13 protein-coding genes are annotated in these 23,323 nt (G+C 38.4%); all 13 read right to left on the reverse strand.

Translation table 11 applies throughout. The features are described 5' to 3' along the window. Window positions 1-5: 5 nt before the first annotated feature. Complete coding sequence (locus E6H07_01240; GenBank protein ID TMI64571.1) at window positions 6-2,336, reverse strand: hypothetical protein; 2,331 nt, start codon at window positions 2,334-2,336, stop codon at window positions 6-8. Continuing rightward, entirely contained in the window at window positions 2,333-5,650 is a 3,318-nt protein-coding gene (locus E6H07_01245; GenBank protein ID TMI64572.1) for a DNA-binding protein, read from the reverse strand. Before E6H07_01245 ends, E6H07_01240 begins: the two co-directional genes overlap by 4 nt. A 63-nt stretch (window positions 5,651-5,713) precedes the next feature. After that, window positions 5,714-6,895 (reverse strand): glycosylase, encoded by a 1,182-nt coding sequence (locus E6H07_01250; protein TMI64573.1) that lies wholly within the window; start codon window positions 6,893-6,895, stop codon window positions 5,714-5,716. Continuing rightward, window positions 6,895-10,203, reverse strand: a complete 3,309-nt coding sequence (locus E6H07_01255) for a DUF4981 domain-containing protein (protein TMI64574.1) — start codon at window positions 10,201-10,203, stop codon at window positions 6,895-6,897. Before E6H07_01255 ends, E6H07_01250 begins: the two co-directional genes overlap by 1 nt. A gap of 100 nt (window positions 10,204-10,303) precedes the next feature. After that, a complete protein-coding gene (locus tag E6H07_01260) occupies window positions 10,304-11,515 on the reverse strand; it encodes a glycosyl hydrolase family 88 (protein ID TMI64575.1) in 1,212 nt (403 codons plus the stop codon). Next, entirely contained in the window at window positions 11,512-12,798 is a 1,287-nt protein-coding gene (locus tag E6H07_01265) for a bile acid:sodium symporter family protein (GenBank protein TMI64576.1), read from the reverse strand. The genes E6H07_01260 and E6H07_01265 overlap by 4 nt, the downstream gene beginning before the upstream one ends. Before the next feature lie 3 nt (window positions 12,799-12,801). Further along, window positions 12,802-13,461 carry an aspartate/glutamate racemase family protein gene (locus tag E6H07_01270; GenBank protein TMI64577.1) on the reverse strand — a complete coding sequence of 220 codons (660 nt, stop codon included), beginning with the start codon at window positions 13,459-13,461 and terminating at the stop codon, window positions 12,802-12,804. A 162-nt stretch (window positions 13,462-13,623) separates the two neighbouring features. Further along, window positions 13,624-14,958: a four-carbon acid sugar kinase family protein gene (locus tag E6H07_01275; GenBank protein ID TMI64578.1), complete on the reverse strand. Its 1,335-nt coding sequence runs from the start codon at window positions 14,956-14,958 to the stop codon at window positions 13,624-13,626. Further along, the gene (locus tag E6H07_01280; protein ID TMI64579.1) at window positions 14,959-16,203 is read right to left on the reverse strand and encodes a ribulose 1,5-bisphosphate carboxylase; all 1,245 of its coding nucleotides are present in this window, start codon (window positions 16,201-16,203) and stop codon (window positions 14,959-14,961) included. Window positions 16,204-16,206: 3 nt separating this feature from the next. Next, window positions 16,207-18,219 (reverse strand): glycoside hydrolase family 127 protein, encoded by a 2,013-nt coding sequence (locus E6H07_01285; protein ID TMI64580.1) that lies wholly within the window; start codon window positions 18,217-18,219, stop codon window positions 16,207-16,209. A gap of 6 nt (window positions 18,220-18,225) precedes the next feature. Continuing rightward, window positions 18,226-20,565, reverse strand: coding sequence for an alpha-rhamnosidase (locus E6H07_01290; GenBank protein TMI64581.1), 2,340 nt, complete (start codon window positions 20,563-20,565; stop codon window positions 18,226-18,228). 2 nt (window positions 20,566-20,567) lie between these two features. Then, window positions 20,568-22,157: a sodium/solute symporter gene (locus E6H07_01295; GenBank protein ID TMI64582.1), complete on the reverse strand. Its 1,590-nt coding sequence runs from the start codon at window positions 22,155-22,157 to the stop codon at window positions 20,568-20,570. A 69-nt stretch (window positions 22,158-22,226) separates the two neighbouring features. Next, on the reverse strand, window positions 22,227-23,297 hold the full coding sequence (locus E6H07_01300; protein ID TMI64583.1) for a Gfo/Idh/MocA family oxidoreductase: 1,071 nt from the start codon (window positions 23,295-23,297) through the stop codon (window positions 22,227-22,229). Window positions 23,298-23,323 lie beyond the last annotated feature (26 nt).

Consider the following 23,323-nt stretch of genomic DNA (forward strand, 5'->3'; position numbering starts at 1 on the left):
GAATATTATTTTACCATCACCTCCACATCCTTCTTCCTCTCCTCCGGAAATACTTTCAACATTTCAAACTTTCCGTTTTTCCATTCGGCTTCAACAATAGTATTATAAGGTGCATGCAGTTTAAAATGTACATCTTTGTCTTTTGGCCATGCAGGAAATAATAAAATACGTTTATCATCTGTCTGCATCAGCATTTCCTGTAAACCGATCATGGCACTGCCACCCCAGTTATGGTCGGGTGTCCAATCAAAACCCGGTCCCCAGAAAGCTGGAAATCGCTTGGGTGCATCCTGGAATTTTAATGAATTAAGTTTCCATGCTTCATCTGTTAATCCCAATCTTGCTGCCCAGATATTATCCTGTTTCCAACCAACATGACTTTTAAATTTCACCACATTGGTATCATAATTCCATGTGTTGAGTGCAATATCCAAATGCGGTTTACCAACACCATAAATACCCCATGGAAATACAGGATACAATTGCGGTGATTCAACATTATTTATCCGCTCCCATGATCTTGCAGGTGCAATAGTGGTATGCCCGTTAAAACTGGCAAAGCTGATTGCAGGAGTTCTTTTCAACAAACTATCATAGTGATGACGTTTATCAGCAGATATGTAGTTGCCGGGCAAAGCCAGTAAACGATTGATGATCGTTTGCAAAGCAGCCAATGTTGCTGTCGAGTTAGTTGCTACCTTAAAAGTTTCTGCACCGCTGCCGGGATAAAAAGTCAGCTTGCCGATATTATCAAATGGTCTTGCTGTACGTTTTTTACTTTCATAAAAATAATGTTCATAAAAAAATTGAACACAACTTTCAACAAACGGAACCCGGTCACTGATATCACGGCCGGTATATTGTCCCTCTTCGAGCATCATTAAACAAAACTCCAGCACAGTATCCCATTCATATTCCAGCCACGCATTAAACTCAACACCCTTATCATAATTCTCAGGACGTTTTACTCCATACTCAGCATAATTGGGCAATCCATAGTTTTCCATTTGCTCAGTAAAGCAGGCACCGCCATGATTCCAATAAACTTTGCTGCGCAGTTCTGCATTTTTTAAAATGCGCAGATAAAAATTGATTTGAGATTGCAACAGATCCCAATCACCATTTTTGATCATGGGATAATAAACCAGTCGCTGATTTTGTGCGGTGTGTAATCCACCGCCCCAGTTACGATAGTCGGGTGTAAGCCCTTTGTTGCCGGCATCGGTATAAAGCGGATCAACTGTAAAAAGGCCACCATTAAATTTTGTCGGCCATTGGCTGTTGGAATTGCAGCCGAGCATATAACGAAATAATTGAAAATTGCGACCCATCTTCCATGCAGCAGATGCTGTATCCGTTTTATTAATATAAATAAAACTTCTGCCCCAGAACTGTTGCCACCATTGCTGTGTTTTAGCGAAAGCGTTTTTATCGCCGGACCCGATCAATATAGATTTAAGTGACTGCTGCCATTGATCAAAATTAATTTCCTGCTTAGTATGCAGGGCCAGTATAAGCGAATGTGTTTTCGATGGTTGCTTACTTTTTAATTCCCATGCTTTGAAATCAGTTTGTTCGTAGACTCCATCATATGTTCCTGCATCAATAAAATTTTCACCACGAAACAAACCACCAAACGCCAAATTCTTTAACGGATTATAGAGCTGATCTTTTACTCCATCCATTCCTTGTTGCGAAACTGTAGTATCAAAAACTGTTCTTTCTCCATTATTATGATAGAATAAAACTCCACCCGTACTGAAGCTGATATCATCCTTCAGGTATTTCTTATTTTCCGGTGGCGCCCATTTCCATGAGTTAGAATAGTTCTCTCTTTTTGTAAGCAGCCTGTCCTGGTACCGCCAGCTTTCATAAGCGGCTTCAACAGCGATCTTTTTATTAGATGAAATTTCGAAATGAGCAACGGGATTGTTTACATCAACCCAAATTCTTACAGTTGCTTTCACCCCATTATTTTCTCCATCAACCGTTACATAACCTTCCTGCAGATGTAATTCCTGTTTAAAAATTTTTCCCTGCCCGACTGCGTCATTCAGGCGGGCATCAAAAGGATTAGGCAAGAGTCTTATCCGCAGCCTGCCGGACTTCATCAGGTTATTATCTTCATTAAAACTTCCGCTTCGTGTTGCATAAATGAGCAACTCTCCTTTTTCCACCCACACATTTAATCCAATATCGCCGCCGCCGCAAGGCATAGATTCAGATGCGTTTTTACTTTGTGTTGTCCAGACAATATTATAGTTGGGTTGGACTGATTGAGAATCCAAGTTTGCACTCCATAAAACAGATATGATTAATATTATTCTTATGTTCATCTGAAAATAAGTTTTACTTCACCAACAATGCCTGCTGGCAACAAAGGTTTATCTTTTAATCTGAATGGAGCTGTCGTCCATGTAATTCTTTTGTCAGGTGGCAAAAGATTATCACCGATTAGACGATTATGCCATGTATTGGTGACCTCGATTTCGATTTTATTTTCGCCTTGTTTGATAGCCTTGGTAATATTTAATTCGTACGGCTCTGTCCATAAAGTTCCGCAGTCCATTCCATTTACTCTGACTGTAGCAATATTATAGATAGAATCCAATTCAACAAACACTCTTTTATCGAGTTCATTTTTATCTATAACAAAAGTCTTTTGATAAATTGCCGATCCTGAATAATACTTAATATGTAAATCAGAATTTTTTGACCAGCTTATTAAGTCATCGAAAACGATGGCCTGTTCTGCTCCTCCGTAATTCTTATTAAACAACACTTCCCATTTTTTCGAAAAAAACTTTACTGGAACTCCAGTCATCGTCCACCCGCCGGGTTCATACTTTACCGCTTCTTTCCTGAATATAATAAATATAGATTGATTCGCTTTTAAAGAAATTCCGGTTGTCACACTTCCTTTTTCAACTTCAATTCCAAAATTGTCGCTTATAGTATTTCTTATAGGGTCCCACAGTTCCGGGTTTTTTCCATTAACCCGAAAAGTTAACCGTACTGAGTTTGGCTCATTCATTTGATTTGATAAAAAATAAATATCGACATCACCAATTTTTCTGTGTGTCCATGCAACAGAATGGCTTTGTTCTAAAAACTCTATATCTTTTTTCACTCCGAGTTTTTCAAATGAGCTTTCCATGTAAGGTGTCGGAAAAACATTTTTACTGCCATTAAATGATTTAATATATCCTTCGTCAACTATGATCTTAGCCCCTGCATTTGCTAACTGTTTTAATTTATTCAAAACAGCCGTACTCATTGTTCCATTAGGATTCATTGGATGTTTTCCCGGTATTATTAGTACAGCATAACTTGCTCCTCCCGGGGTAACTACTCTCCCATTCACGACTTTCATTGTCATCAACACATCGGGATTAAAGCTATCATATTTATAACCATTCAAAGGATCGATCCAGTCTTCCGGATCAGCCATATTTGCTGAATGAGAAACTCCATCTGGTATTTGACGCATCGGTTGACCGGTGTTTTCTAATCTTTTCTTTTCTGCATCTACTTTCTCTTTTCCGAAAATTCCAGGTAATGTGTTTACTAACCTGTCTGGCAAAACTGAACGCCTGGGTATTTCTTCACCCGTAAATACAGCAATATCAACAACAGGTTTTCCTAATTGCAATAATGCCTGGCATCTTGTAAGATATTCGATCCATGCCTTGCTTTGTTTGAACCATGTCTGGTCTCTTTGAAAATATAAACCCACACCATCCAATGTCATTCCCGGCTTTTTATTCAACCATGGATTGTGTGTCCATACATGCAAGACCATTTTATTAATACCTAATGCAAAATTCCTATCGCCGATCGCTTTTAAATTTCCGGGATGTTCGCCCCAGTTCATTCTTACTGATGTAAAAGCTTCTGCCTGGATAATATTCTTCCCATAAATATGTGCGGCACTGATGGCGTCAAACATATCATTGGGCTTATCATGTGTTGGACTATTGAGCCAAAACTCACCCATTGGCAGATCAACATTTTTATAATGCAGTAATCCATCGCTTACAAATGTTGGAGCAATACTTTCTGCACTGAACTGGCATCCTTTTGCAGCAGAGAGTTTTTTAAGCGTAACATAAAATACATCATTCACCAATTCAGCGATCGTAGTTCTTACATCATGCAAGATCTTTTCTGATCTCTCTGCACTTTCAATTGGCACACCGGTCATCACTAATAAATAAGGCACCAGGTCATAGCCTCTTCTTTTCTTAAACTCAGCAGCAAAATTTTTACTCCAGTTCTGGCTACCGCATTCCCAACTATCAACATGAAATATCTTCAACACTTCTTTTGCTAAAGCAGGATCTGTTTTTTCAAAAGCTTTTCCAAACCAGTTATCAAATTGCAGTTTTATTGCTGCTGCATTGAATTTATCGCATTCTAATCCTTTGCCTGCGCCGCCGGTTGCATTCGTTTGCCCGGTAGTAGTGTGACCAATTCTTACAACTACCCAATTACCTTGTGGCGCTGTCCAGTTCAGATTTCCATCTGCATCTAATTTTCCAGTAAGATCAATGATCGTTTTTAATGACACGGCTTCTCTTTCATTTACCTGTTGCGTTGTTGTATTTGCTGCTACTCTCCACACAGATCCGTTCTTTGACTGGTATTGATTGATCACCGGCTCATCACTTAAATAAATTCCCATCACTTTTAAAGATGGTTTCCATTTCGCAGCATCCAAATCTTCTGCGCCGGGTTCGCTTCCTTCTTTATCGTATACAAAACGGAAATACTTAGAAGTAGTTAAAGGAATTGCATGTGTGTAATCCTCTTCGGTATCCTGCCAGCCATGACGCGGCGGTTCTAATCTCGTTACAGTTTTAAAATTGATGCCGTCTTCACTTGTTTGAATGACCAGCCGCTGTGCCTGGTAACTGTTGGTACCGGTATGAATACGAATGGAACGACATGTAAATGGTTGCGGGTATTTATATTGGATCCAGCAATTAGTATCACTTTTAAAACTCTGCTTATTATCCGCATCAGGATAAGATAAGAAAGGAGCTTTCACGCCATTACTTGTTGAAACCGTCGGTATCATTATCTCGTTCCGGAAAGCATAAGAAGAATTAGCCGGATAAGCAAATACTGCTACCTCTTTATAAAAATCTTCTTTTGTTTCAGGTTGCTCTAAATTTATTTTTCCGGTATACCCGTTTCGGATATATGTTTTTGTCCAGGTTAATTTCTGCATGGAAAGTTCGGGAGTGATCCAGGGACCACCGGCTAGTGCAAAGCCATCACTTACATGCATCGCTAATTTTAACTTCAATCGTTTTGCTTCCTGCATGGAAAATTTTACCATTTCCCACCATTCCGGTGTTAGCTGTCTTACTGTTGGTTGAAATGGAATTACTGATGAAGTATCCTTTATTGGCATTAAGTATGCGCCGCCAATGCCGACTTCTTTCATTGCTTCTAAATCGGCGGTGATGCCTTCTTTGGAAACAGCACCATGCATCCAGTACCAGAATACCCATGGCTTTGCTGATTCGGGTGGATTGAGAAAATTCTTTTCGATTATGTCAATAGGCCTAGTTTGCTGTGTAAATCCAATAAATGAGATCAACAGCAAACAAATCGTGGTAACAGAATATTTTTTTACTATCATCAATTATACTAAGACAAATATTTAAGCCTTTACCACCTAAGTTCCCCTTTAGGGGACAGGGGTTTAAAATTTCATTTTGCTTTTCCCCTTATCAACAGAAGTAGCGACAGCGATACCCCGATGATCCTTATTATCTACTGCACAATAAAAATGATACACTACACCCTTCCATTTTACCACATAACTTTTATGTGCATACTTCGCATCATAATCTTCCGTTGATTTGATAAGATCATCGCCGTTCCAATCTGTCCAGTTCACCAGGTCATAACTACAGGCAAAACGATTAAACGCTTCATTTTTTCTTTCTTCCCAAAAAGCTCCAAAATAAAACATTACCCACACATCTCCGATCTTTTGTATCACTCCATCTCCCGTTATTCCAATTTTATGGTGAACGACAGGATCAATTTGATATCGTTGCCAGTTGATCATATCATCACTTACTGCCATACCGATCCTTTCAAACCAACGCCACTTGGGTGTGTTGTTGCTTGTATCGCCATTAGCATTATAGTACATCACAAATGGATGCCCTAAAGTTTTGTCTTTATCCCAGATAACCGAACTCTTATATAATTTTTTATTCTCCCACCAGCGAACATCAATATCACTAATTGATAAAACAGGGTCACCAACACGTTTCCATTCATGTGGTTTTGTCGGGTCTTTATCAGTATGTGCTATGCCAATGCTTAGTTTACCCGTCTCATATCCTTTTTCTTTTCCCCCGATAAAACTCATCCAGTACTTCTTATTATACTTCTCTAGTTTGTATGAACCCTCCCATTTATGATCCTGTAAGGCAATATAGCCAGCTTTTTGATTTGCATCCCATTCAGTTGCATCTTTATTGGTTGTATCTCCAAAGCTCATGATCTTTCCCAATGTTTTCCATTCCAATAGATCTTTACTCTTTGCAAGCCATGTTTCATAGCCACGACCGTCAAAAAGAATATAAGTCATATACCAATCTTTTCCTTTTCGAAACACAGATGGACAATCTATTTTCTTTGAATCATATTCCGGAGTAACAACTAATCCATATTTATAAGGCGTTTTTACTTCATCATAAATTTTTTGCATCAAAGACTGAGGAACTTCTTTCTGTGCAGATACAGCTATGTAAATAAAATGGGCTAAAGCCCATGAGAGAAAAAATTTTATTTGCCCCGGCCTTAAGGCCGGGGCAAATAAAAACCAATCTTGTTTTAGGGCTTTAGCCCAATTAAATTTTTTCCTCATTAGTATTTGATCTCTCTAGCCCTTGCCCCCGCTTCTTTTGTTTTTGAATTAAAAGGAACAATATAAAAACTATATTGATAAGGTTTAGCCTTAATTTGATATTGTTCAAGCGGAGCTGCCACATCACTCCAGCTATCATTACCGCCAACACCCATTTGAATTAAGTCAATATTCAAAGTTATATAACCGGCATCTTTTAATTTGTTGGTATGTTTTGCATTCTGAATATTCTCTTCGGTATAAGGCCATGCACTCATACTTAATAAACTGTCTGTAACGATCAGTAATCCATCTTTTGTTTTGGGATCACTTAAATACATCCACCTTACATCGGTTCTATTTCCATTTTCTTGTGGCACTACATAGTTTTCCATAAAATCTTTGATGGGTAAATTATAAATACCTGCATCAGCGCCATAACGTTTGTCAATATAATTTTCAAATGGACCCCGCCCAAACCATTCAATATTATCATACGTTCTTTCAATTCCCATTTGCACACCTACTCTCGGAATATTTGGCAACCCCTGTTTTGTTTCTAAATCATAATTTATTTTAATAGTCCCATTGCCATAAACTTCATAACTGACAGTAACTTTTGCGCTATCATGTATAAGTGAATAAATACTTTGAACAAGAATGCCGCTTCCATGATGTCCATCACATTTTCCTGTACTGATATTTACCAGGTTTGGTTTAGACTCATACCATTGCTTTAATACCCGATGTGTTTTCCAGCCACGTTTATCGTTATCTGTTTGAGGACGGGTAAAATGTGGCAACAGAGGAGTCTTCAACTGTTCTTGACCGTTTTGTATATAAGAAGTCAATGCTCCATTCGTTTTACTAAAATTTATTGTGAAGTTTTTTCCGGTCAATTGAATATTGGAATCATTTTCTTTGAAAGTTGTTGGTGCTGTAAAATTTTGTGACGTTGGTGTGTAATAATTTGCAATTTTCAATTGATTACTGGCAATCTCAAATCCTCTTTCTGCCCAGGGCTCTTTATTCAACAGTACAAAACTCAATTTTGCATGATATTCAGCATCCGGTTTCATTTTTGGCAACCATGATGATATATCAACTATTTTTTCTCCTGCCGGAGCTACATCTATTGCGCCTATAATAGTATTCACGATCTTTTTCCCATCTTCTAATACTTCCAGTATAGCCCAATATTTATTTACATTTCTTATTTCACTGCGATTAATGATCTGCACCAGCCCTTTTCCTGAATCAGCCCATTCACATTGTATCGGTTGAAATACTCTCTTGCATTCATACATCGCTCCTTTGGGTTTTCCATCAGCATTTACAACTCCTTTGATAGTGAAATTGTCAAAATATTTTTCTCCGAAATCACCCCCATATGCATAGTATTCAACACCGGCTGAATCCTTTTTCAATAATCCCTGGTCTTTGAATTCCCAGATACAACCACCGATTATTCTTGGTGTTGTTCTCCATTGATCCCAAAACTCTTTGATATTACCTGCACTGTTCCCCATTGCATGTGCATATTCACAAAAGAAAATAGGTCTTGTGTCTCCATTTTTTTGATTCACTAATAATGGTGCTGTATAATCCGAAGGGTACATACGGCTTATCACATCCACATAATATTGATCAAGCGGATTTTGGATACGGTGTGAATGATCATTTGATTTTAAATAGCGAGGATCGGATGGATCGATATAACCTTCTTCTTTTGGACTTCCCATTGCTGGTTCATAATGCAAAGGTCTTGTCATATCAAAGTCTTTTATCCATCCTGCCATTGCTGCATGATTAGGCCCACTTCCTGCTTCATTGCCCAAACTCCACATGATAATTGATGGATGATTTTTATCCCGCAACGCCATTCGGCTCATTCTTTCAAGATATGCTGCAGTCCAACTTGCATCATGATCGAGTTTGCCACCCAAACCATGTGTTTCCAGGTTAGCTTCATCAATCACCATAATTCCAAACTCATCACATAAATCCAATAAATACGGGTCGCTGGGATAGTGGGAAAGACGGACACAATTAAAATTGAATTGCTTAATTGTTTTTATATCCTGCAAAATATCTTCTCTTGATAATGCTTTTCCTTTTGTTGGATGATGGTCTGGGCGATTGACTCCATATAAATAAGTCAGCTTGCCATTAATTAAAAGCTTGCTATCTGATTTTCTGAATTCAATGGAACGAAAACCTAGCTTACAGGTTTTTACTTCGAGTAAATTACCGACGCTGTCTTCTAAACTTAATACCAGCTTATACAAGTTGGGTTCTTCAGTACTCCATTTCTTTGGATTAGAAATGTTTGTTTCAAGTAAACCAAACTTTACCCTGTCCAGTCTCGGATGAATTTCATTGATGATATCATCCACTTTTTTTTCTAATGATTGATTCAGTACTGGCCTATCTGATTCGTCATATAGCTGCGCTTTCAAAACATAGCCTAGCATTTCATGTCCCGTTAAGTTTTCAATTCGTGGACGAATACTCAGCAATGCATCTTTATAATTTTTATCAAGTTTGGTTTGATAAAAGAAATCTGCAATACGCAGTTTAGGTTCTGCATGCAAATACACTTCACGATGAATACCGCTGAGGCGCCACTGGTCCTGGTCTTCTAAAAAACTCCCATCGCTCCACCTGATCACCCAAACTGATAAAACATTTTCTCCCTCTTGCAAATAAGGTGTGATATTAAATTCGCTTGGCAGAAAACTATCTTCCGCATAGCCAACAAATTTCCCATTGAGCCAGACTTTATAAGCAGAACTTACTCCGCCAAAATGTAAACTGATGTTTTTATCCTTCCAGTCAGCGGGGACACTGAATGTTCTTTGATAACAACCTACTCCATTATAATCTTTCGGGACATAAGGAGGATTCGCGGGGCGGAAAGGATATACTGCACTTTTATAGATCGGCTTATCGTATCCTTGCATTTCCCAGTTAGATGGGACAGGAATTTTCTTCCAGCCACTTACCCTGCTTTTATAAAAATCCTTTGGTTCATCACCGGGTTTAAGTGCAAATGAAAAATCCCAATTCCCATTTAATGATATATATCTTCCGCTTTTTACCCGGTCACCTTTCAATGCATCATTAATAGAAGCAAATGAATATGCTGTTGTTCTTGATGGATCACGGTTGATGCCGCTTATCTGCGGGTCTTCGTATGGCTCACGGTTGTAAATGGATGGAGCAACAGGAACTGCTGCAGGAGTTTTATCTACTAACTGAGCCAGTGAATGGTCAATGGTGAATGGTGAATAGAGAACAATCAGTAATATGTAAAGTCTTGTGATCATTTAATTTTTCTTCGTTATATGTTCAATAGCGAACAGAACCCTGAACGGAGCGTCGCAACAAAAGCTTCATAGTAGTACTTAAGCTTGTAAAATAATTTTATTACTTCTTCTTCAACAACTCCATTTCAATACATGCCTGCATAAAAGGTCCGATCGCTTTTAAATCATCATCCCGTCTGGGTTCATTTACATAATATTCATAAGTGCCATCACGATATGGTATGCCGCCAAGCCCCGCACCAGCTACCGCCTGTATATAATGATACTTGCCGTCGGCATCTTTGGTTACAAATTCTTTTATCATTCCATTATATGCTTTTTGCAAAGCAGAATTAAATGACTGCGGAATATATTTTAACCGCACTGCTTTTGCCAATGCAAATACAAACATGGCAGTACCTGATGACTCGAGATAATTTTTTTCTTTATAAGCTTTATCAGTTACTTGCCACCATACTCCTGATTTTGTATCCTGAAATTTTATCAACGCCGTTGACAAGCGAGTGAGAATATTAATTAACTCATTCCTGCGTGGATGATTGGTTGGAATAAAATCCAGCACATCCACCAACGCCATCATATACCAACCCATACTGCGGCTCCAGAACTCGGGTGATAAACCTGTTTGCGGATTTGCCCATCGTTGCAGTTTACTTTCATCCCAACCATGATAGAGCAAACCTGTTTTTGCATCACGGCTATATTTTTCCATCCAAACAAACTGGTTGATAATATCATTGAAATCTTTTGATTGTTTATTTACAACACCATACTCTGCATAAAATGGCTCTATCATGTATAAACCATCGAGCCACATTTGCGTTGGATATTTTAATTTATGCCAAAAACCGCCAACCTTGTTTCTCGGTTGCCATGAAATTTGATTACGTAGGATCTCAGCAGCCTTTTTATATTTTTCTTCTTTTGTTATTTCATGCAGGTGCAGCAATTGACGACCCGGTGGAATAAAATCACTGTTATACTCATCCATCACATAAGTTCTGATAGATCCGTCAGCATTTATAAAATGGTCAACGATATGTTTGGTGTAATCCATATAGGTTTTGTCACCAGTCATTTTACCAAGACGTTCAAAACCCATCAGTACAACCCCAATTTCATAATTCCAATTTGCAGGTCTGTTGCCTTCCGGCAATTTATCTTGCTCTAAATGACTTGCATATTTTTTAACCACCATTGAATCTTTGTACTGGATCATAATGGTAGCAGCCATTTGTTTTGCGTAATCAATCTGTGCAAAAGAATTATTACAGCAGGTAATTGCAAATGCGAGGAAAATAAAATATTTCATGCTTCGGTAAGTTTTAATGTTGTGTTATCCTTCGCTGGTTTTCGTCTCCAGTAATTCGCCAAAATACTTCCACTGATATTCATCCACGGACTAAAAACCGCGGCCGCCAAACCAACCGTGCCTAGTTTGCCCATACTGCCCGCAATGCCCGACGCCATACCGCCATTCTGCAATCCAACTTCAAAAGCAATTGTACGGCTCGAGTTAATATCCATTCCAAAAAAACGACTGAGCCAGTAACCAAAAAAATATCCTGCTGCATTATGAATAACAGATGCAATAAATAATAATACGCCAACCTTCATCAGGTTTTCACGGCCCGCAGCAGTTGTAACAGTTGTAAAATAAATTATACCAAACATTGAAATGAGCGGCATAATGCTATCCAATTTTGGAAAGCGGCGATGCAAAAAATTATACAACACACCAACAATTACTGCGCCTGCGAAAAAACCAGAGAGAGTTATTGATTGCTGTAATGCTTTGTCAGAAAGGTTTTGTAAAAATAAAATTACGGTGAATAACCAGGCGATTGCTACTGCACATATTATATATACTGTTTTTTTTTGAGTTGATGTTGCTCTTTTCAGGTAATCGTGTAATAAAGCAGCGCCGATTGGCACCAATACAATTTTTACGATCTCAATCATCATATCTACAAACTTTACTTCTATTAAAGTACCTGCTAATGTTTTCATTAATAGCGGTGTTAAAAATGGTGCTACCATTGTTGCCATTGCTGTCACGATAACTGATAACACCAGGTTTGCTTTTGCCAGGTACACCATTACATTACTTGCCAATCCGCTGCTGCAACTGCCAATTAAGATTATACCTGCGGCGATCTCGGGTTCAAATGAAAAAGCTTTCGTGAGTAACAAACCCATCAGCGGCATAATAGAGAAATGACAAAACAATCCTACCATCACACCTTTGCCTGTTGATGCAAGCCCACTGAAATCTTTTAAACTCATATGTGTACCCATACCGAACATAACGAGTTGAATAATGACAAGTATTAATGTTTTGTCACGCAGATTAACACCACCCCAGTTTTTAAATGCCTCGGGAAAGATCATTCCCGCCACCACTGCACTTATTATCCATGCTGTGTATTGATACCCTTTGAATGAAGGAACTGCACCCAATCCGATTGCCAAACTTATCGCAGCTACCAGTGCAAAAGGTTTGTATAAAGAAGATTCGTTTATAAAAATACCAATAAGCATTATCGCTAATGCCAATCCGCATATCCATAAACTTATCTTACTTAAATTTTTCATGCATTATAATATGGTGGCCAAATGTTGTATGGCAATTGCCGGGCTTGCGAGTATCGGGACTTTTTTCTCTGCTTCACTCAATGTGTCGACTACTCTTGCCATGCTCGCCTGCGCCAACACAATCACATCCACTTCGGTTGATAATTGTTTTAATGCATCGCCTACTTTTTTATCGTGTGTCGCTGCATCGCCACTCATCAATGCCTCAAATGCACCTTCGCATAATTTACTTACTAGCACAATTTCTTTTCCTGCTGCTGCGGCTCTGCGTTTCACCAAATCACTTGTTGGCTCCAATGTTGTCGGTAATGTTGCAATCACGCCGATCCGTTTTCCTAATTGTACTGCCTGGTCTGCCATTGGCTGGTCTACCCGCAATACAGGTACTTTGGTCAACATCGCTGCTGCTTCCACTGCCGGTCCGATCGATGAACAGGTGAATAAAATAAAATCTGCGCCTGCATCTTCTGCCGAGCCCGCATAGTTCACCACCCTTCTTGATGTGTCTGGAGTTAACTCACCACATGCAATTGTATTTTTTATCAAGCTATCATCTACGATGTTGAAAGTTTTTACATGCGGCAAATATTTGCTGCACAATTCTGCAAACACCGGAACTAATGTTGCTGATGTATGAACCAACCCTAATGTTTTTTGTGGCATGTCTTTTATTGAATGTTTTAATTTTTATGTTATTAACTGCATTGCTACTATCATCGCCTGTTGTCTAGCTTCTTCCAGTGGAAGAAGGTCTCACTTGTGCGTTCTGTAACTCTATTCATCTTCTTCTCCGGGCTAAAGCCCGGAGCAAGTCACCGGAGTAATTCACCGGAGTAATTCATCATTCATAATTCCTAATTGTCCATTCGCCATTACTTCAAAATAATCCTCTACCCCCACCTGTCCGCCTTTAAAATTTACTTCCAGTCCATTTATCTTTTTATTTTTTGAATATGCTTTGCATAATGGAGCACCAATCACTAATGAAGCAATCATTTCCACTGCATCTATCTCCATTGCTCTTGCTGCATAACTACTCGTATCTCCCCCGGCAATCACAACTCTTTTTACTCCTCTAGTTATTACGGCATCTTTTGCAATAGTACCCAAAGCTGTTCCTAATTTTTCAGAAGAAAGATTTTGTGTTTGCTTTTCTCCTGTATGAACTATTAGACTTTTTCGTTGATCCAATAGTTTATTTATCTTCTTCATTGCACTTTCATCAATCAAACCATCGTTACAAATCTTTACGGCATCGATAATCACTTCTTCAAAATCATTTGCTTTAGCATAAGCTATTTGTCCAGCAGTAACGGGTGAGCAGCTTCCTGAAATAACTAATAGTGGTTCTGCCTTATGAATCTTCTTCCATTTAGTTATTGGCTTCAATACTCTTGTTTTATTCCAGTAGTTACCCAAAGCCATTTCAATTCCGGAGCCACCAACTGAAAATAGCTGACCATGCTTTTTTTGTTGTGTATTCAACCATTCACCAATTTTGAGCAATTCATCTTCATTCGTCGTATCAAGTAATACTACTTCCTCATCAGAAATATTGTCAAGCCATTCTTTTTTCTTTGTTTTCTGCTGCACGTTATCAATCAAGCCGATGTTTTTATTTGTTTGTTTTCCTAAGTGAATTCTTAAATCACCTTCATTCATTGGCGTTACAGGGTGTTTACTCATGGAAGGATGTTTATCGATTCGATAAATTTTTCCATTACTGCCGATACCCATTCTTGCAAACAGGTTTCCAAACACACAATACCTTCCTAACGCAGGCATACCACCCAAAACCGGAATCGGTTTGTTATTAAAAACATTTGCTCCGCAATCAATTGCTCTTCCAATACTTCCGATAGTTGGTGATGAATCAAATGTTGAACAAACTTTATAATGTATATGTTTTGCTCCTATTGTTTTCATTTGTTCAAATGCAGGAAGCAATATTTCTTCCATCTCTGTTGGCGACAATGCTCTTGTTTTTCCTGCAACTCCATATGCATCCAAACCAGGAAAAGATTTTAATTGCTCTGCAGTTGGAGGTTCAGTAAACAATACAGTCTTTGCTCCCGCACGACTAATGAATTCCAGCGCATCAGTTGAGCCGGTAAAATCATCACCATAAAAAGCGAGTAATATGTTATTCTCTTTTTTCAATTACTTCTTTCCGAATTTTTCAACTGATTTAGAAAACTCGGGATACATCTTTGCAGCATCATCTAAACTCAATCCATCAACGGCAGCTTTCCAGGCCTGCTGCAATGCTATAACTCCTGCCGCTGCTCCCATCGGATGCGCCATGATACCACCACCCGCCATATATAATAAATCAATCGTTTTTGTTCTTCTGTAAGTTTCAAATGCCTGCCCACCCCACTGACCTGATGATACAACCGGTAATATTGTTTTGTGATCATACATTTTAGCAAGACAAGCTTCGATAGAATTCACCACACTATCATCACTCTCCCAGAATTTATTTTGAATACCGTTTACATGCAATTGGTCAACGCCAGCAAGTCTCCACAATTTTTGATAGGCTTTAAAATCAATTCCTAACAATGGATGCCTTGTTAGCATTCCCCAGCCATTTCGATGGCCGTGAATAGCTAATTGCTTTTGATCACAGATCTTTTTTGTTGCAGATAAACCAACACTGTTGATACTAACCATCGCACAAGTACCGCCACTATTTACGATCTTTTCATATCGTTGCAGCATCTCATCAACTTCACCGCTGATATTAAATGCATACATCACTTTCTTCCCTGTTTTATCAGCCTGTGTATTTATCACATTCATCACAACATCAATCCTCTCATTGAAATTGGAATTAGAAGATGAAGAAAGCAACTCATCATCTTTTATAAAATCAATCCCTGCTTCAGCTAATGTCTTTACTATATCCGCTGTTTGGCGAACTGTAAGACCAATTGATGGTTTAATAATTGTTCCAATCAAAGGTCTGTCGTTTACTCCTGTTAATTTTCTACAACCATCAATACCAAATGCCGGACCTGTATAATGTTTACCGAATGAAACAGGCAAATCAATATCCATAAGTTTCAAACCGGTGAATTGGGTTATCTCGTATAAATTTCCCTGCAATGTTGAAACCATTACAGGAAGATTGTAACCAAAATTTTCTAGGCTCCATGACACCTTGACGATTGCACGATAATACTTTCCATCTTTACTTGAAGCACCTGGGATAGCAGGTTCATTAACTGTTTCTAGCAATTCAACAGACTCGACTCTTGCAGCAAACCGTTGCTTCAGTTCTTCTGTTTCTCCCGGTACTGCTACAAATGTGCCGGATGATTGTTCCCCTGCAAGAACTGCTGCTGCTTTTTCAGGAGCAAAGGGAGTTTCGATATAATATGTTGCTGTGATCCTTTCCATTTCTTATCTCATTAGCGGCATCCAAACCGTCATATCAGTTTTACCACGATTAGCCCACGCATAATAGGGTATCAGTTTTACATTAATAGGTTTCAAATTTGTATTTACTTCCCTATACAATTTATTTTTCCAGTTACTATTCTGCAACATCTTTGCTTCACCAGTCAACGCCATTATTTCTCCATTGCCAATTTTCATTGGCATAGGCTGCAACTTTATTGAAGAAGGAATCACTACATCAAAAATATTTTGATTGGTTAAATCTGCAGATTCGAGACAATACACAACGGGTCCCCTTTTAACTGTTACCTGGTTTTTTGTTTCTTCTACCAGCGGATTACTCTCAATTAGTGTTGCAGGCATTTCAAAATTCAATTCAATCTTATCACCCGCATTCCATTTTCTGCCAGCGATCACATATCCGTTTTCTGTATCTCTTACTCTAGGAAATGAATTCTGGATTTTCAAACTATATCCTTTAGCCCAGCCCGGAATTCGCAAATAAATATTTACAGGTCTAGTTGTTGATTCTTTAATCGTAATTACAATCTTACCATCCCATGGATAATTGGTTGTTTGCTCAAGTTTTATTTTCGTACTGTCATGCAGTTCGGTGCTCAGTACATTTCCGCCATACATATTTATATACAATCCTTTTTCACCGATGCTGTACATATAGTTACTTATTTCCGCAATTGTTCTTACTGTATTTGGCGGACAACAATTACTCTTGCTGATATATGGTTGCCTTCCTCCGCTCCATCGCAAATCATAAGGATAGTCTTTTGATGCAGCCAGCGGATTTGTATAAAAATATTTTGTACCATCAATACTTACACCACTCAGTACACTATTATATAATTCAAGCTCTACGATGTCGGCATATTTTGATTCACCGGTTAACAAAAACATTCGCCAGTTCCACAATACGTTACCAATATTAGCACAGGTTTCATTATGTGCAGTCATATTCGGCAACTGGTAATCCTTTCCATAAGCCTGTTGAATTTTTTGTATTTCATCCGGTTTATATGATAACCCTTCCAATGATAATCCATCATACAAAGCACCGCAACCACCAGTGATATACATTTTATGATTCACCACATCATCCCACATCAAATCCAATGTATTTAATAATGTAGTATCTCCTGTTTCCGCATACACATCAGCAACACCTGCGAATAAATAATTAGCTCTTACAGCATGACCATTTACTTCTTTCATCTGTCGAAAAGGAAGTCGGTCACTGTTATCATCACTGCCTTCACTCACCCCCCTTATATCAATCAGTTTTTTTACAAGGGTTAAGTATTTTTCTTCTTTTGTTGCCCTGTATAACTCTGCCAATCCCATATAGTGTGAAGGACAAATAGCATTTCTTGCCTGCTCAGGGGTAGCTGTGTTATAAAAACCGATCAGGAAGTCAGCAGCTTTTTTTGCAATGTTCAATAAACTTGTTTTTCCTGTAGCTGCATGATGTACACAGGCGGCCGTCATCAGGTGGCCAAAGTTGTAGGCTTCAAAACTCAGTTTATCATCAAACATTTTTGCCTGTCCTGATTTCTTTTGCTCAATGATTGACTTAGTATAAATATATCCGTCATCTTTCTGCGCCTTACCAATTACAGCAATTGCCTCATCCATCCATGCATCTAGTTTTTTATCTTTTGTTGATGCATACATAGCAGCTACTGCCTCAAGTGTTTTATAAAAATCACCGTCATGAAATGATGGCCCGCGGAAACGGCCGGTATCTAATCCTGCTGCTATTCTGAAATTCTGAAATGAATAGCACATGTCTTTGCTTGTATATGTCTGCCAAAGTTGCGGCACCATTGCATCACGGCACACTGCAAAACGTTCCGCCCAGAAACCTTTTGTCCAATGCACATCACTCAATCCTACACTATTCAGTTTAGCATGCGGGCTTTGTGAGGTGTTCACCAAACTGTTTTGCGCAGGGCTATGCAAGAACGCAAAAACAATTACCAATATCACTATACTTCGTTTCATGAATTTTTATTTTGCGCTGTAGTTTATAATATATTCAACTCCAGGCTGAATAGTTATTTCATAAATATCATTTCCTTTTGCCAGAGTATTAATATTTTTTCCTGATGGCTGTGTTTTACTTTTTATTCTTAAAGTGCCTGTACCCGAAGCACCTTTTATTTTAACCTGCTCCTTACTCACATAAAGTTCAATATTATTATTGGGTGTAGGAACTTTCCCCTGCATCCATTGCAAACCTCCTAGATTTGGTTCGACAACATAAGTAGCATAGCCAGGTGAAGTAGGTTTTATGCCGAGATAATATTTACCTAATAAATAAATCGGGCTGGCACCCCATGCATGACATAAGCTTTTTCCAAATTCTCTTCCGTACATAGCATAATGCTCTGCTCCTTTCTTTTCGGGGTTGTATTCCTCCCAGAAACTGGTGGCCCCTAATTTCAACATACCGCCCCAGTAATCTTTCATTTCTCCCAATACATAATTCTGCTCACCCATTGCACATAATGCTTCGAGTTCATAGAACCGCATATAAGGTGTGGTGATCTTTTGAATATTATTATTCAGCAAGACTGATTTTTTTACAGCTTGCTTCTGCTGTTCATTAAAATAATCAAAGAAAATGGCGAACATATTTGAATAGCGGGTCACATTATCTGTTTGCTTTCCATCCACACGACTGTGAACCAATGCTTGTTTCTGTTCGTTCCAATAAATATCAAATAATTTTTTGCGGATATCTGTTGACAGAGTCTTGTATTGTGTTGCGCCTTGTTTGTCATTTACAATATCGGCACAAAGTGCCATTGTTTCAAGGCTTCTTGCAAATAATAATTGTTCAAAACTTACTTCTCCTTTTTTACTTAGGCCTGCTGCCCAATCGATAAATATCCAGTCGCCGGGTAATCCCTGCAGTAAACCATCACTGTTTCTTCTTCCCATAACATAATCCATCAGGCTTTTCATTCTATCATAATTCTGTTGGATAAAAGTTTTATCGCCTGAGTAGAGATAATAATCATAGATACCGAGGAACCAATAAAAAGTATAGTCCATGATCGTGTTGATATGAGCAGTAACCGGGTCTTTACCCCGCAATGCATACATAGTACTTGTTACTGTACGATTATCGTTCATCAGGTAATAATTCATCAAATAGCTTTGATAGGCATCCCCACTCCACACCCAGCGGTCACGTTTAATACCATCAATAAAAAATTCCCTTGTACTTAAATGCAAGGTGTATTTAGCGATATCATAGATCTTATTAATTTCTTCATCGTTGCAGGTAAAGCTTCCTTTGTCCTTTATATCAGCATACTCATACAACATGGAAACATCATCGAAATGAACTGCACCGTCTCTCACAATATTTATATAACGAAATGCTTTTGATAAGGGCATTACCGAATCTTTGGCTACTGTATTATTAATAGTCAGCCAGTCGACTGTTACTGCCCCATCCTTACTTAATGCTTCTTCTTTGCTTTCGCCATAATAAATAGTGATATTCCCTTTCCCTTTTAATCCATGCAGTTTGATAAACCCAAATGTTTCTTTGCCAAAGTCAACCAGTATAGAATTACTATTCACCTGCTTGCTTACTGCTTTTAGTGCTGTAACAGGCAACTTGAATTTTGATGGTGGTTGCTGTGGCCTGCTGAAATTCCAATAACCCGCATTGAGCCATTTCGTGGCTGATATATCTGAGGTTTTTCCTGTTTCATCGATCCATTCTTTGTCTTCGAATGTGGTGAGCCATGTACCATCACTTACTATTGTTTTCCCTTTTACATAAACAGAAGGCACTGCCTGCTGGCAAAATACTTTGATGTTTATTTTATGTTTGCCCGCAGGCACCATTATTTTAGTAGGTGTTCCTTCCAATGGTTTTCCGTCGAGCTTAACATTATACTGCCCTTCTGCATAAATGGAAACTTCTTCCTGTTCTTTTAAATCAAACACTTTATGAAAATCCATCAATGGATAATGGCTATCCACTTTCCAGAATACAGGGAAAAATGTTCCTCGGTCTGTTCTCCGGTTTTGCATTTGATTGCTGAGCCATATTTCATAGTCGCCGGGATACCATATCCATGTTTGCGATGAAGATGCCTGGGATATAAGAAGTGCAATAAATAAGAAAAACAAAGGCTTCACGCAAAGGCGCAAAGGATGCGCAAAGACGCAAAGAAAGTTTGAGTTATTGCTTTGCGTCTTGTGATTTAAAAACTTGGCGTCTTTGCGTGAAAAAAAAGCTGAATAGAATTCCTGCAGTACAAGAGTGCGACGCAACAGAAGTTTAATAGTAGCAATAAAGTTGGTATCAAAAATATTTTTCTTCATAATTAATGAAAATTGAAAATGAGATATAATGATAAGATGACTAAACCCAGCAGGGCAAATAATATTTTTACTCGCTTATCTGTTTTGGGTAATTCGTTTTCTTCAATGGCTGCCTTCACTTTATTTTTATCAACCAAAGAAATTACAATGGCAGCAACAAAGAGAAATGCAAACAAATAAAAAGAGACTAAAAAATAATGCGGCCACCAAGTATTTTCGCCGGTTTCACTATCGGGTGGCAAAATCCATAAGTTTAACATGCCTGTAAAAAGACTGATGGCAGAACCTGCAGACAAAATTAAATTTACGGCCAACTTTGTAGTGCCTTTCCAAAATACGCTCAACAAAAAAGTAACTGCAAGCGGCGGTGCTAAGTAACCGAGTATTGACTGGAAGATATCGAACAATGTTTTTCCCTTTACATTATCCAAAGCGATCGCCATCAATACCGCCAATACACAACCTACAATTACCACTATGCGGCCAACAGTAACCTGCTGTTTAACCGATGCGTTTTTATTTATGTTATTTACATAAATATCTTTTGTAAAAACAGTACTCAACGCATTTAATGAGGAACCGATGGTAGCAACCAATACTGCGATCAACACACAAATAACCAATCCATTTAATCCAGTGGGGAATAAATTAGTGACCATGGTCATATAGGCTAATTTATCATCGCCAATTTCAGGATACAAAACATAACAAATAATACCGGGCAAAATAAACATGGGCAATGCCAGCACTTTCAACCATCCGATAAAATTAATTCCTAACTGACCTTGTTTTAAATTGCGGGCACCTAATACACTTTGAACCATACTTTGGTCGGTACAAAAAAATGCAACTGCAGAAACAGGATAACCCAACAAAATTGCATGCCAGGGATAACCGGGATCAGAAGCAGGCCTTGTGAGATTCCAAAAATTTGATGGTGTTTTATCAATCAAAGCACTTATTCCACCAATTTCCTTCAATCCCAAAAAAGTTAATGTAAGAGAAACAACTATCAACAATATCATTTGAAAAACATTGACCCTTGCAATGGCTTTTAATCCGCCCATAAAGGTGAATAAACCAGAGAATGCCACTAATACAATGGTGGATTGCCACATGGGAATACCTAAGATCTGCCGCACAAGGATACCACCACTGAATAAACCTAAGGAAAGCCAACTTATTAATATTTTTATCAGTGCATAGCCTGCTAAAATATCCTGTGTGCTTTTTCCATACCGCCTGCCCATAAACTCAGGCATAGTGGAAACTTTGCTTGCAATATATCTTGGCGCAAATACCATTGCCAGTAACATTAAAAAAACAAAAGCATACCATTCAAAATTTCCGCCAACAATACCAGCCGTATAACCAATGCTTGCAAATGCCAGTAATGAAGATGGGCCTACATTGGTGCCCCACATGTTAAAACCGATATTGTACCAGTTGAGTGAGTTCTGCGCCAAAAAAAGTGTTTCGTTTTTCTTTTTGTTTCTAAAACTTGCGATATAGCCAATGATCAGCAAAGCCACCAGGTAAATGGCAACAATGGCAAAGTCAAGGCCGGTTAGTTTATCGTAAATTTTATTCATTCCCTGAATGATGAGTTATGAATGATGAACCTGCCTGCCGGCAGGCAGGTTATGAATTGTCTCATCATTTCACAATGCTATTTTATATTCGTTTAAGATATCTTTTATTTTTACTGGCATTCCTGTTTGTAAACTTTTATCCATTGCCTGCAATAAAGCAATCGTTCCGATTCCTTCTTTCATATCAGGATAGGCTGTAAAGTTTTGTTCGATTGAATCAACAAAGTATTCCAAATAATTTTGGTACTCTCCGGCATGATGGCTTTGGCCTTCGAACCGGAAATAATACTTTAATGTGCTATCACCCCAGGTAATTATTTTTTCTTCGCCATCATTTGTGGTTACAGCATAGCGCAGTTCATGATAATCCGCCTGGCTGGCTCCTGTTGTCCCTCTTAATATACAGGTCATGCCGCTATCCCTTTTAACAGGCTGTGTCGGTCCGGTATAACTTCCACTTACTCTTGCTATTCTTCCTTCAGATGATTTAAAGATAAAATGCATTGTGTCTTCGTTCTTCAAGCCGGCTATTTTTCCGTTTGTACTTATTATTCCATAACCCATTACTTCTTCTATATTGGGTAAATAATACCTGATGAAATCAACAGGATGACTTAATCCGCCATACAACCATTTAAATGATTTTTCCAAAGCCCATTTTTTTTCAAGAAACCAACGGTGGTCGGCATTATAATGGCTTTCGATTGTGATAAGTTCACCGATCAATCCTTCTTCAAAATCTTTTCGTTGTCTTTTATATGGTTCAAAGAATCTTGAGCTCTGCCCAACAAAAACTTTTTTGCCTGTTTTCTTTTGCAATTCTAATAATTCATTTGCCTTGCTCAGATCGTCAATAAAGGGCTTAGTGCAAACAACATGTTTGTTATGTAGCAATGCTTGTTTAATATGAGCTGCATGTAAATGGTCAGGAGTATAAATAGCAATGATGTCGATCTCATCATCATTCAGCATATCCTCATATTCTGTTGTGTATTCATACACTTTAAATTCATCGGCCCGCTGACGGCAAAGCTCAAGACTTTTATCACAAATCATTTTAAGCTTAAGCTTTTTGCTTTGCAATGCTGCTGACATAGTACTCCTGCCTTCTCCCAACCCCAATATTCCAATATTTAACATGATTTGAACTATGAATTATGAATGAT

The sequence above is a fragment of the Bacteroidota bacterium genome, assembly GCA_005882315.1.
Classification (GTDB): domain Bacteria; phylum Bacteroidota; class Bacteroidia; order Chitinophagales; family Chitinophagaceae; genus VBAR01.

Coding starts and splice junctions, on each gene's coding strand:
- E6H07_01260 (TMI64575.1), bottom strand. CDS start 11,515: ATGAAATATTTTATTTTCCTCGCATTTGCAATTACCTGCTGTAATAAT.
- E6H07_01280 (TMI64579.1), bottom strand. CDS start 16,203: ATGGAAAGGATCACAGCAACATATTATATCGAAACTCCCTTTGCTCCT.
- E6H07_01285 (TMI64580.1), bottom strand. CDS start 18,219: ATGAAACGAAGTATAGTGATATTGGTAATTGTTTTTGCGTTCTTGCAT.
- E6H07_01290 (TMI64581.1), bottom strand. CDS start 20,565: ATGAAGAAAAATATTTTTGATACCAACTTTATTGCTACTATTAAACTT.
- E6H07_01255 (TMI64574.1), bottom strand. CDS start 10,203: ATGATCACAAGACTTTACATATTACTGATTGTTCTCTATTCACCATTC.
- E6H07_01240 (TMI64571.1), bottom strand. CDS start 2,336: ATGAACATAAGAATAATATTAATCATATCTGTTTTATGGAGTGCAAAC.
- E6H07_01270 (TMI64577.1), bottom strand. CDS start 13,461: ATGCCACAAAAAACATTAGGGTTGGTTCATACATCAGCAACATTAGTT.
- E6H07_01250 (TMI64573.1), bottom strand. CDS start 6,895: ATGAGGAAAAAATTTAATTGGGCTAAAGCCCTAAAACAAGATTGGTTT.
- E6H07_01245 (TMI64572.1), bottom strand. CDS start 5,650: ATGATAGTAAAAAAATATTCTGTTACCACGATTTGTTTGCTGTTGATC.
- E6H07_01300 (TMI64583.1), bottom strand. CDS start 23,297: ATGTTAAATATTGGAATATTGGGGTTGGGAGAAGGCAGGAGTACTATG.
- E6H07_01265 (TMI64576.1), bottom strand. CDS start 12,798: ATGAAAAATTTAAGTAAGATAAGTTTATGGATATGCGGATTGGCATTA.
- E6H07_01295 (TMI64582.1), bottom strand. CDS start 22,157: ATGAATAAAATTTACGATAAACTAACCGGCCTTGACTTTGCCATTGTT.